Below are 14,527 nucleotides of genomic sequence, written 5' to 3'. Positions count from 1 at the left end.
CGGGGTCCCCGCCGACCGCCCTGTGGTCCCGGCAACGGTTCGGGCAGCCGCGGCGGAATCCGTTGACAGGTCTGCGCGCCGACCCGATGGTGGCGGCTCCCCGACAGAGGACGGATCCACTCCCGTGAGCGAGAGCACCATCGCGCCCCAGCAGACCCAGACACCGCCGCAGCCGGGCGACCTCAACGACCAGTTGATCGCCAGCGACTTCTGGACCGACCAGATGCTCGCCGAGGCCGGCATCCCGGTCGTCGACGTCCCGTTCGTCACCTTCGGTGGCGGCATCGGGTCGTTCGTGACCGTGGACTACCTGCGCATCTGCGGCGTCCCGACCAGCGCGATGCGGGTGCTCACCCCGCTGAAGACGCCGTGGGAGAGCTACGAGTACCTGACGACGGTCTCGCAGATCCCGCGCGGCGAGCGGCTGCGGTCGGACTCCTCGTCGTGCCCGGACAACATCTGGGGCTTCCCGAGCTACGCCATCCGCGAGGCCCTGCAGGGCGACCTCAAGCAGGCGTGGAACGTGCTGGTCGAACCCATCTTCGCGAACTACTACACGCCCAGGGCCGGGCACGCGTTCGAGTCGATGGAGAAGGAGATGTACCGGATCCGGTACCCGGAGATGGTCGTCAACGGCCAGGTCCGCATGGTCCGGCGCCGCGTGGGCGGCGGGTACTTCACGATCCTGACCCCGCCGGAGGGCGCGACGCCGACCAAGCGGATCGCCTACCGCAGCCAGTGGGTGCACGTCGCCGTCGGCTACCCGGGGCTGAAGTTCCTGCCCGACCTGCAGCGGTACCGCAACGAGCACAACGACTACAGCCGGGTCGTGAACGCCTACGAGCGGCACGAGCACGTCTACGAGCGGCTGCACCAGCGCCCCGGCACCGTGCTCATCCGCGGCGGCGGGATCGTGGCCTCCCGGGTGCTGCAGCGGCTGATCGACGACCGCGACCAGCGCGGCCTGCAGACCCAGATCGTCCACCTGTTCCGCACCTACGTGGACCGGCCGCACGGCACCGGCATCCTCAAGCGCCGCAAGGGCGCCGACGGCTGGGCCTACCAGGGCTTCAACTACCCGAAGTCGGTGTGGGGCGGCCAGCTCAAGCAGCAGGTCCGCAAGAGCGAGGGCGAGGAGCGGGCCCGCCTCTACAAGGAGATGGGCGGCACCAACACCCCGGTCCGGCGGGACTGGAAGGAGCAGCTCCGGCGCGGCCGCAGCGAGGGCTGGTACCGCGTGATGATCGGCTCCATCGAGGACATGAGGCCGGTCGGTGACCTGGTCGAGGTCACCGTCAGCACCCCCGACCAGGGCCCGCACACGGGCACCTTCGACGCCGTCATCGACTGCACCGGCCTCGAGGCCGACATCCGCGAGCACCGCGTGCTGGCCGACCTGCTCGACCACTCCAACGCCCAGCGCAACCCCGTCGGCCGGCTGGACGTGCAGCGGAACTTCGAGGTCACCGGCGCCCAGAACGGCGGCAAGATCTACGCCTCCGGCAGCGCCACGCTCGGTGGGCCGTTCCCCGGCGTCGACACCTTCTTCGGCCTGCAGATCGCCGCGCAGGAGATCGCCGACGACCTGATCGCTCAGGGCTTCGCGCAGAAGCTCGGCCCGGGCCGGTCGACCAGCCAGTGGTGGAAGTGGGTCCGCAACAAGCAGATCTGACCGACCGGCCCCCGACCCGCCACCGACGCCCGCGACGACCGAGAGAGACGACACCGTGCTGCCCACCCTGAGCGGCCGCATCCAGACCAGGATCTTCCTGCTGGCCGTGGTCGGTTCGATCTGGACCCTGATCATCACCCCGGTGCTCCCGACCGAGGCCTCCCTGGCCGCCTCCTACGGCGCCACCTTCTCCGTGCTGCTCGTCGTGCTGGTGCTCGGCGTGCTGTGGGAGCTCGTCTACCACGGCATCCAGCAGTTCCGGTGGGAGAAGGACTGGCCGACGCTCTTCGGCCTGCTCACCGCCATCCCCGAGGGCCTGCTCGTGTGGTTCCTCTTCGCCGGCGGCGCCATCCCGTGGATCGGCTCGCTGCCCGGCCCGGCCTTCGTCATCCACTTCGTCAGCACCTGGCTGATCGTGTGGCTGGTGGCCAACGGCCCGATGCGCGTGCCCTTCATCCACTGGCGCATCAACGGTGGGAGGCTCATCTGATGTCCGCCGCCCCCCCTCTGGCGCCGCTGACCGGCACCACCGGGGCCCCGGCCACCGTGCCGCCGTTCGACCAGGTCGCCGTCCGGGTCGCCCCGGGTCCCGACCTCGTCGTCCGGCTGCCCGGCGTGCTGCTCGTCGTCGGGGTCACCAACCAGCCGACCGGCCCCGCCGCGCCCGCCGCCAAGCCGGCGCTCGTCGGCTGGGGCAGCGCCCCGGTCCCGGCCGCGCCGGTGACCGCCCCGGCCGGTGACGCGCACGTCGGCGAACTCGTCGCGCTCTGCCGCCGGGTGTCGGCGGCGGGCTCGCGCGCCCCCGGCCGCCGGCTGCACGAGGAGCTGCGCACCTGGCTCGGCACCGTCGCCGACCCGCCGTCGTTCGCGGTCACCGCCGCGACGGAGGACGGCCTGACGCTGGTGCTCGTCGGCGGCGGCGGCGCCGAGGTGCCGGACCTGGGGCTGCGGCTGACGCCGGCCCAGGGGGAGAAGCTGGACAACGGCACGCTCGTGCTCGACCGCTTCGTCACCTGGCCGCCGGCCGCGCTGCACCTGTCGGCCGGCTCGCCCGCGGACACCGCGCCGCACCCGCTCGCCGACCTGGAGTCCGGTGCGGTCCCCGGCGCCGCGGCGGTCCTGTCGCCGGCTCCCGCGCCGTCGGCCCCCGGCCCCACGCCGTCGGCCACGATGCAGGTCCGACTGCCCGCGCCGCACGCCCGGGTGCCGCTGTCCACGGCCAAGCCTCCGGCGCGCCCGGTCCCCGTGGCACCGTCCGCTCCCGCTCCCGACCACGCCGGTCGCGACCACGCCGGTCGCGACCACGCCGGTTCCGACCACGCCGGGCACGACCACGCGGGTCACGACCACCCCGTCCCCGCGCCGGTCGCGGCGCAGCCGTCGGCTCCCGCGCCGGTCGAGCTGCCGGCGCCGGCGAGGTCCGCGCTCCTGTTCGGCGGCGCGGCCGAGGCGGAGCCGGCCCGGGAGCCGCTGCCGACCCCCGGTGCGGCGTCGTCGTCGGCGCCCGCCGCGGCGGAGCCGGAGGACGAGCGGCCCAAGGTCAAGGGCATCCTCTGCAAGAACGGCCACCTCAACGACCCGCGGGCCGGCTTCTGCGCGCTGTGCGGCATCCGCACCACGCAGCAGACGGCGGTGCTGATCGAGGGCGTGCGCCCGCCGCTGGGGCTGCTCGTCTTCGACGACGGCGCGACGGTCAGTCTCGACATGGACTACCTGCTCGGCCGCGAGCCGGAGACCGACGAGCGGGTCGCCTCCGGTCAACTGCGCCCGCTGCTGGTCCTCGACCAGACGGGCGGCGTCAGCCGGCACCACGCCGAGATCCGGCTCGAGGGCTGGGACGTGCTGCTGGTCGACACCGGCTCGGCCAACGGCACGCTCGTCGCTCCCCGGGGTGCCCCGGGCTGGTCCTCGCTGGTGCCGGACCAGCCGGTCCGGCTGACCCCGGGCATGGCCGTCCGCATGGGTGGCCGGCAGTTCGCGTTCGAGTCACCGCACGGCGGCTTCTGACCGCACCCCGGCACCACCGCGGCGCCCGTCTCCCCGTCCGGGGAGGCGGGCGCCGTCGCGTGTCCGGGGCGGAGCGTGTCCGGGGCGGAGCGTGTCCGGGGCGGCGGAGGTCCTCCTGCGCCCGCTCGTGCTCTGCCCACAGTGGTGTGCAGAGCACGAGCTCCACCGGGAGGACGGTCGTGCTCTGCCCACCGGGGCGGGGCAGAGCACGACCCACCCGGGGGGAGGAGCCCGGCACCGTCGGCCCCGCGCGGGCCGGGCCGGAGACGACGGAGCCCGCGTCCCCTCGAACGGGACGCGGGCTCCGGGCCGGCGGGGAGGGGACGCTCAAAGCGCCCCGGGACGGGCCGCGATGCCGGCGAGGGTCTCGTCCATGTCGCGGTCGGTGTCGGCGGTGCCGGCGTGCACCAGCAGGATCGGCGTCAGGTCGTCGGCGGCCGGGACGGTGCGCGCGCCGGCCGGGGCGACCAGCAGGGCCGGCAGGGACGACTCCTCCGCGGCGATCTGCACACCGGCCCGGCGCAGGGAGTCGGCGACGTTGCGCTTGACGCCCCGCCGTCCCTCCGCGGCCCGCAGCTGCAGCGGCACCCGGCGGCCCACGGCGGCGTGCGCGGCCAGCCGCAGCGCCGCCCGCCCGTCGGCGTCGCCGTCCTGGAGCACGGCCACCGGGCCGCCCGGCCGCAGGCCGGCCTCGCCGAGCTCGCCGGAGACGGTCACGACCGACCCGTGCAGCGACGGCGGCCACGGGGTGCCGGAGCCGTCCGCGGCCAGCGCGCCCTCGGCGATGCCCCAGCCGCTGCGGACGAGGACGACGTCGGCGGCGCTGCTGCCGGCCAGGTCGGCCACCTCACCCCAGGGGTCCTCGCTGAACCGCGAGGCGACGGAGGCCTTGAGCCCCCGGGCCTCGACCTGCCGGGCCAGCGTCCGCAGCTCGCCCGCCACGGTGGCCATCAGCTCGAGGTCGGCGCCCAGGCCGCTGGCCCACTCGGGCTTCGGCCGCGAGCGGCGGACCACCCGGGTGAGGACGACCTGCGCGGGCGCCTCCTGGCCCACGATGTCGCAGGCGAGGTCGACCAGGGCGGCGTCCCGGTCGGGGTCGTGCACCACGACGACGACGGTGTAGGCCTCGGTGAGGCCCAGCTCCGCGCGCTCGGCCGCGGCGATGTCGCGCTCGAGGATGCGCTTGGGGTAGATGACGTTGAGCAGCGGCGTGGCCATGCCCGTCGTCACCAGCGCCATGATCACCATGAGCGTGAACATCTCGCCGTCGAGCACGCCCTGCTGGACGCCGATGTTGAGGATGACCAGCTCGGTGAGGCCGCGGGTGTTCATCAGCGTCGCGAGGGCGGTGGACTGGCGCTTCGGCACCCGCATGGCCCGGGCCGCGGCGTAGGCGCCGACGAACTTGCCGGAGATGGCCACCAGCAGGATCAGGCCCAGCTCGCCGAGGCCGGCGAGGTCGATCGCGCCGACGTCGACGTTGAGACCGGTGATGACGAAGAAGACCGGCAGCAGCAGGAGCACGCTGACCTGCTCGAGCCGGTCGACGATCTCGTGGTTGAGCCGGGCGGCACCCTTGCGCGGCATGACGACGCCGAAGAGGAACGCGCCGAAGATGAAGTGGATGCCGATCTCCTCGGCGATCCACGCGCTGGTGAGGATGCCGATGAGGACGCCGGCCAGCATCTCCGGGGTGAGCTGCCCGAGCCGCTCGTAGCGGGTGACGAGCACCCGCAGCAGCGGCTTGACGACCAGGAACATCACCAGGGCGAAGGCCACCGACAGGCTCAGGATGAGCACGACGCCGCTGAACGAGGTCGCCGCCACGATCGCGACGACGACGGCCAGCAGGCACCAGGCGAGGACGTCGTCCACGGCGGCGCAGGCCAGCGCGAGCACACCGGTGGGGATCCGGTGCATCTGCCGCTCGGCCAGGATGCGGGCCAGGACCGGGAACGCGGTGATCGACATGGCCACGCCCAGGAACAGGGCGAAGCCGAGGAACGGGATGGGCGAGGTGCTGCCGTCGGTCTCGGTGAAGACGTCGTGCTGCGTGTGCAGGTACGTCGCGAGCAGCACGCCCAGGGAGAACGGCAGCAGGATCGACGCCAGCGACACCGACACGGCGACCTTCTCCCGCCCGCGCATGAAGGACATGTCGACCTCGAGGCCCACCAGGAACATGAACAGGACCAGGCCGAGCTGCGCCAGCACGTTGAGGAACGGACGGATGTCGGCGGGGAACAGCAACAGGTCCAGGTCTCCCGGCAGCGCGCCCAGGAGCGTCGGGCCGAGCAGGATGCCGGCGACGATCTCGCCGACGACGGCGGGCTGGCCGACCTTGACGGCCAGTCGCCCCATCAACCGGGCGATGATCATGATCACCGCGAGGTCGACGAAGACGTAGGCGATGATCTCTGCGACGGGGCGCGCTTCCACTGGGTCTCCGGGCGTTGCTGTCCGCGCCACGTGGGACCGCGCGGGAGTCGGGTGGGGCGGCCGATCCCGGGGAACCGGGACCAGCCGGGCGCGGATGCTAGCTGCGGCCCACTCGCCCCGGGGGTCCTGCGAGCGCGGGACTTCGCAGGCGTGAACGGCTTCCGGGACGGCGGGTGTCCCGGCACACTGTGCCGCTGCCGCACCGGCGGCGTCCCGGCGCGTCCGGGGAGAACAGCTCAGGAGGACATGCATGGATGCCGTCGGCCTGGTGGGCGCGGCGCCTGCCACCATCGCGGACTACCAGGTGGTCCGTGTGCTCGGCGAGGGCAACAACGGCCGCTTCTACCTCGCCCGCCCGCCGGCGCGGCTCGGGCTTCCCGACGAGTACGTCGCGGTCAAGGTCTTCACCGGCACCCACAGCGAGCAGGCCTACGAGCGGGGCGTGCGCGAGCTGCGCGCGTTCGCCCAGGTGGCCTCGCCCTACCTGGTCAGGGTCTACGACGCCGTGCTGCAGGACAGCTTCCTGTACGCGATGGAGTACTGCCCGCTCGGTTCGCTGGCCGCCCCGGCGCGGCCGCTGAACCGCGGCGAGGTGCTGCGCGCGGTCGCCCACGCCGCCCACGCCGCGCACGCGCTGCACGAGGCCGGACTGACCCACGGTGACATCAAGCCGGCGAACATCCTGCTCACCGAGGACGGCGGCAAGCTCTCCGACCTCGGGCTGGCCCGCTACCTGGCGCCGGGCGTGACGCTCACCGGCATGGCCAGCGCGGCGTCGGTCGAGTACCTGGACCCGGCGCTGCTGCGCGGCGAGCGCCCGTCCCGCGCGACCGAGGTGTTCGCCCTGGGCGCCACCCTCAACCGGGCGCTCACCGGCACCGGCCTCTACGGCGAGCTGCCCGACGGCGAGCCGCTGCTGGCCATCCGCCGGGTGATGAGCGCCGAGCCGGCGATCGCCCCGGGCCTCACGGACGAGGAGGCCGCGCTGGTCTCCGAGTGCCTGGCGCCCGTGGGCCAGCGCCCGGTGACCGCGCTGCAGGTGGCCGAGCGGCTCGACCGGCTGGCCGACGTGGCTCTGGGCGCCGCCCGCGCCTGACCGCAGCGCTCGTACACGACGAGGGCCCCGTCCCCACCGGCCGGTGGGGACGGGGCCCTCGTCGTGGGCGGGTCAGCGCTGCACGAAGTCGCTGTGCGCGCTGTCGGTCCACCACTCGTAGAGGGTGGCCAGTCCCGCCTGGCCGCCGTTCTGGATGGCGACGATGCCCTCGGCGGCGAACTCGTCCTGCGTCCAGTACAGGAAGGAGTTGTTGTCCTCGTCGATGAAGCAGCCGAGCCGGCCGGCCGTCACCCCGTTGATCGTGTACTCGTCGTACCCCTGCGAGGTGGTGCAGTCCGGCTGGCCGCCGAACGGGCTGACCTCCTCACGCTCCATGTCGGCGAGGAAGACCTCGCTGACGGTCGAGGCGTCCTCGTAGAGGTAGAACGACGACGCCCCGGGGCCGGGTTGCGTCGCGGCGGCGCCGCAGTTCACGGCCGCGACGTCGCCGTCGCCGGCCGGGTCCGCGGTCTCGCAGGTGGCCGGGTCGAAGTCGCCGGGGACGATGCCGAGCAGGGTCTCCTCCGGGTCGGTGGGAGTCCCGCCGCCCGTGTCGCCCGAGCTCCCGCCGGAGGTGCCGCCGCTCGAGGAACTCCCCGTGGAGACGTCGGTGTCGTCGGCCCGCACGTCGTCGTTGCCGCTGAAGCCGCCGGCCAGGGCGATGATCCCGACCACGATCGCGATGAGCGCCACCGCCGAGCCGACGATGACCAGCGGCAGCTTGCTCGAGCCGCCGCCCTGACCGCTGGCCGAGGAGCCGCCGGCCGGCGGCGGGAACGCCGGACCGGTCGGCGGCCGGTAGCCGGTGGGCGGGCCGGGGTCCGAGGGCGGGCCGTAGCCACCGGGCGGGCCCGGGTGGGACGGCGGTCCGTAGCCGGTGGGCGTGCCCGGGTTCGACGGCGGGCCGTAGCCGGTGGGCGGGCCGGGGTTCGACGGCGGGCCGTAGAGCGCTGCCGGAGCACCCGCGTACGACGGCGCGCCGTAGGTGCCGGCCGGGCCGGGGCTGGAGAAGCCCACGGTCTGCGGGCGGGCCAGCAGCGGGGTGACCGACGTCGGCGGCGCCGCCTCGGCGCGGACCGACACCCCGGCCGAGGCCAGCGCCGCCCGCGCGGCCGCGGCGAGCTCGCCGCAGGTCGAGTACCGCTCGTCGGGCTCCTTGGCCAGGCCCTTGGCCACGACGTCGTCCAGCGCGCGCGGCAGCCCCGGACGCAGCGCCGACGGGGCCTGCGGGGTGTTGTTGAGGTGGGCGTACATCAGGGTGGCCAGGCCATCGCCGGTGAACGGCCGGCGGCCGGTGAGGCACTCGAACAGCACGCAGGCCAGCGCGTAGACGTCGACCCGCTTGTCGATCGGCTTCTCGAGGAACCGCTCGGGGGCCATGTAGTCGAAGGACCCGAGCGCGGCGCCCGTCTGGGTCAGCGCCGGTCCCTGGGCGTCCGACGTCGACCGGGCGATGCCGAAGTCCACGAGGTAGACGAACTCGTCCTCGCCGCTGCCGGTGAGCAGCACGTTCGAGGGCTTGACGTCGCGGTGCACGAGGCCGTCGGCGTGGGCGGCGTCGAGTGCCCGGGCGGTCTGGCCGACCACGGACACCGCGCGCTGGGGGCTCATCGGCCCCTCCTCGGCCAGGACCGCGGCGACGTCGCGGCCGGGCACCAGGCGCATGTCGAGGAACAGCCGGCCGTCGATCTCGCCGTAGCGGTGGATCGGGACGATGTGCGGCTCGTTGAGCCGGGCCGCCAGGTGCGCCTCGCGGCGGAAGCGCTCGCGGTACCCCTTGTCGGCGGCCAGGTGCTCGGAGAGCACCTTGAGCGCGACCGTGCGGTCGTGCTCGGTGTCGAAGGCGCGGTACACCTCACCCATCCCGCCGCGGCCCAGCAGGGCCTCGATGCGGTAGGGGCCGAACTGTTGCAACTCCACCGGTCGTTCCTCCGTGTGCCGCAGCGCGGGCGCTCGTCGGAGCCGGCGCCGGGTGCGGGTCGTCGGCGGAGTGTAGGGACGGGTGCCGGTCCCGACCAGCGTCCCGGCCGCGGCGCCTGCCCCGGCGGGACACCGGTCGCCGGGCCGTGACCCACCTGTGACCCGGTCGCGGAACTCCCGCGCAGGAACCGGTAGGCGAGGGGGCGGGTCCTCCCTATCTTGCTCGTGCTCTCGGGCCCCCAGCGCCCGTCCACACCGAACGGATGAAGCACGATGAGTCAGCCCCCCGGCCAGTACGGCGCGCCCGGTCAGTACGCGCAGCCCGGTCAGTACGGTGCGCCCGGCCAGTACGGAGCCCCCGGCGGCTACGGCGCGCCCGGCTTCGGCCCGGGCGGCGGCCCCGGCTTCGGCCCCGGCGGCTACGGCCGGCCGCCGCAGATGAAGAGCGCCCTGCCCTGGGTGATCACCGCGCTGGTCGTGGCGCTGGCCGGTGTCGGCGTGCTGCTGTTCTTCCTCCTGCGCGGTGACGACGACCCGGCTCCCGCGGCGCAGCAGACCTCCACCTCCGCGTCCACCTCCTCCGACAGCGGCTCCGACACCGGGTCCGGCACCGGGTCCGGCAGCGGGTCCGGCAGCGGGTCCGACACCGGGTCCGGCAGCGGTGGCGGCTCCGGCTCCGGCATGGGCATGGACATGGGCGGCCCCGTCTCGGTCCCCGGCGGTGCGGGCACGCCCGGCAACGGCGGTGAGGGCACCGGCGGCGGCACCGGGACGCCGATGGGGAACGACACCGGCGGCGCCGACGCCGGTCAGATCCCCGGCTCTTCCGACCTCGCGCTGGCGTGGGTCCAGGCGGTGTACGACTTCGACTTCACCACCGCCTACGGCCTGTCCTGCGCCGAGCTGCAGTCCGCGGCCCAGCAGGGCTCGGCCGGCACCGAGTACGGCCCCGAGGAGTACCTGACGCTGTACTTCTACAGCCAGATCCTGGGCGGCCAGACGATCGCCGACGGCGGCCTGGTCAGCGTGGAGTACGACCCGGCGAACTCCGTCGACATCGCCACGTTCGAGCTGACCCTGGACGACGGCACCACCCAGAGCGTGCAGGTGTGGGTCGGCCAGGACCTGACGGTCTGCAACTTCGGCTGACGCACCCCCTCCGACGGCCGGTCCCGCACCCGCGGGGCCGGCCGTCGGCGTCTTCCCGTCGGCGCTGCGGCACGATGGGCCGGTGTTCGCGGTGACCCGGTTGCGCGTGCCCGAGAGCGAGGCGGCCGAGGTCGCCACCGCCGTCGACGGACTGCTCGCGGCGCTGGCCGCCCGGCCCGGCTGCCTCGGCGGGGAGTCGGGGCGCTGTGCCGACGACCCGACGCTGTGGGCGCTGGTCACCCGCTGGGACGGCGTCGGCGCCTACCGCCGCGCCCTGTCTGCCGCGGAGGTCAAGGTGGCAGGTGCACCGGTGTGGGTGCACGCCCTGGACGAGCCCGGCGCCTACCTCCCGGCGGGGTGATCCCGGCGCGTGCCCGGCCCGGGGACCGCCGGGTGCGTAGCCTTCGCGGGACAGCACACGCCGGATCGGGAGAGGCGCGATGAGCCAGCCGCCGCACGACGACGGGACGCCGCCGCCCGACCGCACCCGCGAGGTTCGCCTCCCACCCGTGCCGCCGCGCCCGCTGCCGGACCCGCCCACCGACCGGCTGCCCGGCGCCTCGGAGCAGCGCGACCCCACGCTGCGCCTCGGTGGACCGGTGCAGCAGCCCGGGGGACCGCCGCCGCAGCAGCCTCCCCACGGCCGGCCGCCGTACGGACCGCCGGGACAGGGTCAGCCGCCGTACGGCCAGCCGGGTCCGGGTCCGCAGTACGGCCCGCCCGGGCAGGGACAGCCGCCCTTCGGACAGCAGCAGTACGCGCAGCCCGGGCAGCCCCCGTACGGCGGGCCCGGCTACGGCCAGTCCCCGTACGGGCAGCCCGGCTACGGCCAGCCGGGGTACGGCCAGCCCGGCTTCGGTCAGTCCCCGTACGGGGCGCCCGGTCCCGCGCCGCGCAAGGGCCGCGGCCCGCTCGTCGCCCTCCTGGTGACGCTCGGCGTCCTGCTCGTCGGTGGCGGCGTGCTGGCCGCGGTGCTGCTCAACCGGGACGACGGCGGTGGCACCACCACCGCGACCCCGACGTCGGCGAGCACGTCGTCCTCGGCGTCGCCGTCCTCCTCGTCCTCGTCGTCCTCGCCCTCCGGCGAGGGCGGCTTCGGCGGCGGGGCCTCGACCCCGCCCGGCGGTGGCGGGACCGGCGGGGGAGGGGAGCCCGGCATCCCGGGCAGCCCGGAGTTCGCCGCCTCGTGGGTCCAGTCGGTGGTCGACCGCGACGGGGACACGGCCTACGCCGACCTGTGCGCCGACGGGCAGAGCCGCTTCCCCGACGGGCAGGCCCTGTTGACCGACTTCGACACCTTCCTCGGCGGGCAGATCGCCGAGGGCTCGGCCACCGGCGCGGCGGCCGCCGGGACCGGCGACGAGGTCACCTTCGAGGTGACGCTCGACAGCGGGCAGCAGACGACGTTCGTGGTCACCGTGGTGGACGAGGGCGGACCGGCCGTCTGCGGCTACACCTCCTCCTGAGGGGGCAGAGCGACCGGGGGCTCCCGGCGCAGGGCGTCTACCGTGGGTGGGTCAACCGCCGACCGCCAGCCGGATGGAGCACCCAGCCCGTGAGCGCCAGCACCACCCCGACGTCGACAGCGAAGCACGACCCCGCCCGCCTCGAGAAGGTGGTCAACCTCTGCAAGCGCCGGGGGTTCGTCTTCCCGTCGGGTGAGATCTACGGCGGCACCCGCTCCGCCTGGGACTACGGGCCCCTGGGCGTCGAGCTCAAGGAGAACATCAAGAAGCAGTGGTGGCGGACCGTCGTCCAGAGCCGCGACGACATCGTCGGCCTGGACTCCTCGGTGATCCTGCCGCGCCAGACGTGGGTCGCCTCCGGCCACGTCGGCGTCTTCACCGACCCGCTGACCGAGTGCCAGAACTGCCACAAGCGCTTCCGGGCCGACCACCTCGAGGAGGCCTTCGAGGCCAGGAAGGGCCGGCTCCCGGAGAACGGCCTGACCGAGATCACCTGCCCGAACTGCGGCGTGACCGGCCAGTGGACCGAGCCGCGCGACTTCAACATGATGCTCAAGACGTACCTCGGCCCGGTCGAGGACGAGTCGGGGCTGCACTACCTGCGCCCGGAGACCGCGCAGGGCATCTTCGTGAACTTCGCCAACGTCATGGGCGCCGCGCGCAAGAAGCCGCCGTTCGGCATCGGGCAGATCGGCAAGTCGTTCCGCAACGAGATCACGCCGGGCAACTTCATCTTCCGCACCCGCGAGTTCGAGCAGATGGAGATGGAGTTCTTCGTCGAGCCGGGCAGCGACGAGGAGTGGCACCAGTACTGGATCGACGAGCGGACCCGCTGGTACACCGACCTCGGGATCTCGCCGGACAACCTGCGGCACTTCGAGCACCCGAAGGAGAAGCTGTCGCACTACTCGAAGCGCACCGTCGACATCGAGTACCGCTTCGGCTTCCAGGGCTCGGAGTGGGGCGAGCTCGAGGGCGTCGCCAACCGCACCGACTTCGACCTGTCCACCCACACCGAGCACTCCGGCGTGGACCTGTCCTACTTCGACCAGGCCAGCAACACCCGCTGGACGCCCTACGTCATCGAGCCGGCCGCCGGGCTGACCCGCTCGCTGATGGCCTTCCTCGTCGAGGCCTACACCGAGGACGAGGCGCCCAACGCCAAGGGCGGCGTCGACACCCGCACGGTGCTGCGGCTGGACCCGCGGCTGGCGCCGGTCAAGGCCGCCGTCCTGCCGCTGTCGCGCAACGCCGACCTCTCGCCCAAGGCGCGTGACCTGGCCTCGCGGCTGCGCCGGAACTGGAACGTCGACTTCGACGACGCCGGCGCGATCGGCCGCCGCTACCGCCGGCAGGACGAGATCGGCACGCCGTTCTGTCTCACCGTCGACTTCGACACCCTCACCGACGACGCGGTGACCGTGCGGGAGCGGGACTCGATGAGCCAGGAGCGGATCGGTCTCGACGCGGTCGAGTCCTACCTCGCCGCGCGCCTCCCCGGCTGCTGACCGTGCAGTTCCGCGGACGTGCCCCGTGCACCTCCGCGGAACGGCACCGCCGGGTGCACCGACGGGCCGCCGTCCTCGAGCAGGTCGAGGGCGGCGGCCCGCACCGTCTCCAGCGGGACGCCGGCGACCAGGGACGCGTCGTGTCCGCAGCGCGCGCGGCCCTGGTCGACGCCGCAGACCGGGCACGCGGTGCGGGCCGAGACGGCCACCCGGTGGCGCCGCCGGGTGAGCGGACCGGCGTTGAGCAGGTTGCGCTCGAGGAAGACGCCGACGGTCGCCGTCCCGACCGCCCCGGCCAGGTGCCGCGGGCCGGAGTCGTTGGCGACCACCAGCCGGCAGCGCGCCAGGACGCCGGCCAGCGCGGACAGCGACAGCCGGCCGACCAGGTCGAGCAGCGGCGCCGTCGTCGCCGCGCGGATCGCGTCGGCCGCGCGCCGGTCGTCGTCGCCCGCGCCGACCAGCACCACCCGCGCGCCCTCGCCGGCCAGTGACTCGGCCAGCGCGGCGAAGCGCTCCGCCGGCCAGCGGCGCCGCGGGTCCTGGGCGCCGGGGTGCAGCGCCACCAGCGGCTCGGGCCCGGGCGGCAGCACGCCGTCGGCCGCCGCGGCGTCGGCCGGGGTGACCGCCAGCCGCGGCTCGAGCGTCGCCGGCACCGCGCCGACCAGGCCGACGAGCTCCAGGCAGCGCAGCACCTCGTGCTGGTCGGAGCAGTAGGGCAGCCAGCGGTCCAGCGGCGGGGCGCCGACGTCGCGGGCGCCGGCGGTCACGCGCGCGCCGAGGGCGGTCACGAACGGGTTGGAGTTGCCGCCCCCGCCGTGCAGCTGCAGCGCCAGGTCGTAGCCCTCGTCCCGCTGGCCGGCGAGGAAGTCCCGCACCTCGGCGCTGTCGCGGGAGGCGCCCGGCGCGTCGCGGACGCCGGGCCAGGGTGGGACGACGACCACGCGGTCCCACGGACCCGGCCGCCCCTCGAGCAGCTCCGGGTGCCACGGCGCCCCGAGGTAGGTGATCTCCGCGTCGGGATAGGCCGCCCGAAGCGCGGCCAGCGCCGGCAGGGTCAGCACCAGGTCGCCGAGGAAGTTCGACCGCAGGACGGCGATGCGGGCAACGCCGGGGACCAGAGCGCCGGCCGCCGTCAGGGCAGCGGGGGACGACCTCGGCACGCGCGCTCCTGGACTCGGTGGGCGGAGACCCCCTCTGCCCAGGCAGGAGCGGGTCCATGCAGGCGGCCCTCCTGCGGGTGACCCCGGCCACCGGGCGCGGCCACCTACGC

The 14,527-nt window shown here is 74.5% G+C and carries 11 protein-coding genes; 8 read left to right on the top strand and 3 right to left on the bottom strand.

Features of this window, described 5'->3' with window-relative positions; all coding sequences use genetic code 11:
* The first annotated feature begins 124 nt into the window (after nucleotides 1-124).
* Genes BM414_RS16460 through BM414_RS16450 form a run of 3 tightly spaced genes read left to right on the top strand, consistent with a single transcriptional unit; the run spans nucleotide 125 to nucleotide 3,679 of the window.
* Entirely contained in the window at nucleotides 125-1,672 is a 1,548-nt protein-coding gene (locus tag BM414_RS16460) for an FAD/NAD(P)-binding protein (RefSeq protein WP_093580943.1), read from the top strand.
* Between the two features lie 55 nt (nucleotides 1,673-1,727).
* Entirely contained in the window at nucleotides 1,728-2,162 is a 435-nt protein-coding gene (locus BM414_RS16455) for a hypothetical protein (RefSeq protein WP_093580941.1), read from the top strand.
* A complete protein-coding gene (locus BM414_RS16450) occupies nucleotides 2,162-3,679 on the top strand; it encodes an FHA domain-containing protein (RefSeq protein WP_093580939.1) in 1,518 nt (505 codons plus the stop codon). Before BM414_RS16455 ends, BM414_RS16450 begins: the two co-directional genes overlap by 1 nt.
* 327 nt (nucleotides 3,680-4,006) lie before the next feature.
* Here the strand turns inward: BM414_RS16450 and BM414_RS16445 are convergent, their stop codons facing one another.
* A complete protein-coding gene (locus BM414_RS16445) occupies nucleotides 4,007-6,118 on the bottom strand; it encodes a cation:proton antiporter (RefSeq protein WP_217644760.1) in 2,112 nt (703 codons plus the stop codon).
* 250 nt (nucleotides 6,119-6,368) lie between these two features.
* Here BM414_RS16445 and BM414_RS16440 point away from each other — a divergent pair, with 250 nt between their 5' ends.
* Nucleotides 6,369-7,214 (top strand): protein kinase domain-containing protein, encoded by an 846-nt coding sequence (locus BM414_RS16440; protein WP_093580937.1) that lies wholly within the window; start codon nucleotides 6,369-6,371, stop codon nucleotides 7,212-7,214.
* A gap of 72 nt (nucleotides 7,215-7,286) precedes the next feature.
* Here the strand turns inward: BM414_RS16440 and BM414_RS29480 are convergent, their stop codons facing one another.
* Complete coding sequence (locus BM414_RS29480; protein ID WP_217644759.1) at nucleotides 7,287-9,134, bottom strand: serine/threonine-protein kinase; 1,848 nt, start codon at nucleotides 9,132-9,134, stop codon at nucleotides 7,287-7,289.
* A gap of 273 nt (nucleotides 9,135-9,407) precedes the next feature.
* Between BM414_RS29480 and BM414_RS16430 the strand changes: the two genes are divergently transcribed.
* The 4 genes from BM414_RS16430 to BM414_RS16415 all read left to right on the top strand — a co-directional run bounded on the left by BM414_RS16430 (nucleotide 9,408) and on the right by BM414_RS16415 (nucleotide 13,257).
* Complete coding sequence (locus BM414_RS16430) at nucleotides 9,408-10,283, top strand: hypothetical protein (protein ID WP_139245905.1); 876 nt, start codon at nucleotides 9,408-9,410, stop codon at nucleotides 10,281-10,283.
* 82 nt (nucleotides 10,284-10,365) lie between these two features.
* Nucleotides 10,366-10,644 carry an antibiotic biosynthesis monooxygenase family protein gene (locus BM414_RS16425; RefSeq protein ID WP_093580934.1) on the top strand — a complete coding sequence of 93 codons (279 nt, stop codon included), beginning with the start codon at nucleotides 10,366-10,368 and terminating at the stop codon, nucleotides 10,642-10,644.
* A 79-nt stretch (nucleotides 10,645-10,723) separates the two neighbouring features.
* On the top strand, nucleotides 10,724-11,749 hold the full coding sequence (locus BM414_RS16420; protein ID WP_093580932.1) for a hypothetical protein: 1,026 nt from the start codon (nucleotides 10,724-10,726) through the stop codon (nucleotides 11,747-11,749).
* Between the two features lie 89 nt (nucleotides 11,750-11,838).
* Nucleotides 11,839-13,257, top strand: coding sequence for a glycine--tRNA ligase (locus BM414_RS16415; protein WP_093580930.1), 1,419 nt, complete (start codon nucleotides 11,839-11,841; stop codon nucleotides 13,255-13,257).
* Here BM414_RS16415 and BM414_RS16410 read toward each other — a convergent pair.
* The gene (locus BM414_RS16410) at nucleotides 13,227-14,417 is read right to left on the bottom strand and encodes a glycosyltransferase family 9 protein (RefSeq protein WP_217644758.1); all 1,191 of its coding nucleotides are present in this window, start codon (nucleotides 14,415-14,417) and stop codon (nucleotides 13,227-13,229) included. The genes BM414_RS16415 and BM414_RS16410 overlap by 31 nt on opposite strands.
* Nucleotides 14,418-14,527: the final 110 nt, after the last annotated feature.

The organism is Geodermatophilus amargosae (genome assembly GCF_900116515.1).
Lineage (GTDB): Bacteria > Actinomycetota > Actinomycetes > Mycobacteriales > Geodermatophilaceae > Geodermatophilus > Geodermatophilus amargosae.
Note: the sequence above shows the minus strand (reverse complement) of the source record. Positions and strands in the feature narration are given on the sequence as shown.

Coding starts and splice junctions, on each gene's coding strand:
- BM414_RS16450 (WP_093580939.1), top strand. CDS start 2,162: ATGTCCGCCGCCCCCCCTCTGGCGCCGCTGACCGGCACCACCGGGGCC.
- BM414_RS16440 (WP_093580937.1), top strand. CDS start 6,369: ATGGATGCCGTCGGCCTGGTGGGCGCGGCGCCTGCCACCATCGCGGAC.
- BM414_RS16430 (WP_139245905.1), top strand. CDS start 9,408: ATGAGTCAGCCCCCCGGCCAGTACGGCGCGCCCGGTCAGTACGCGCAG.
- BM414_RS16420 (WP_093580932.1), top strand. CDS start 10,724: ATGAGCCAGCCGCCGCACGACGACGGGACGCCGCCGCCCGACCGCACC.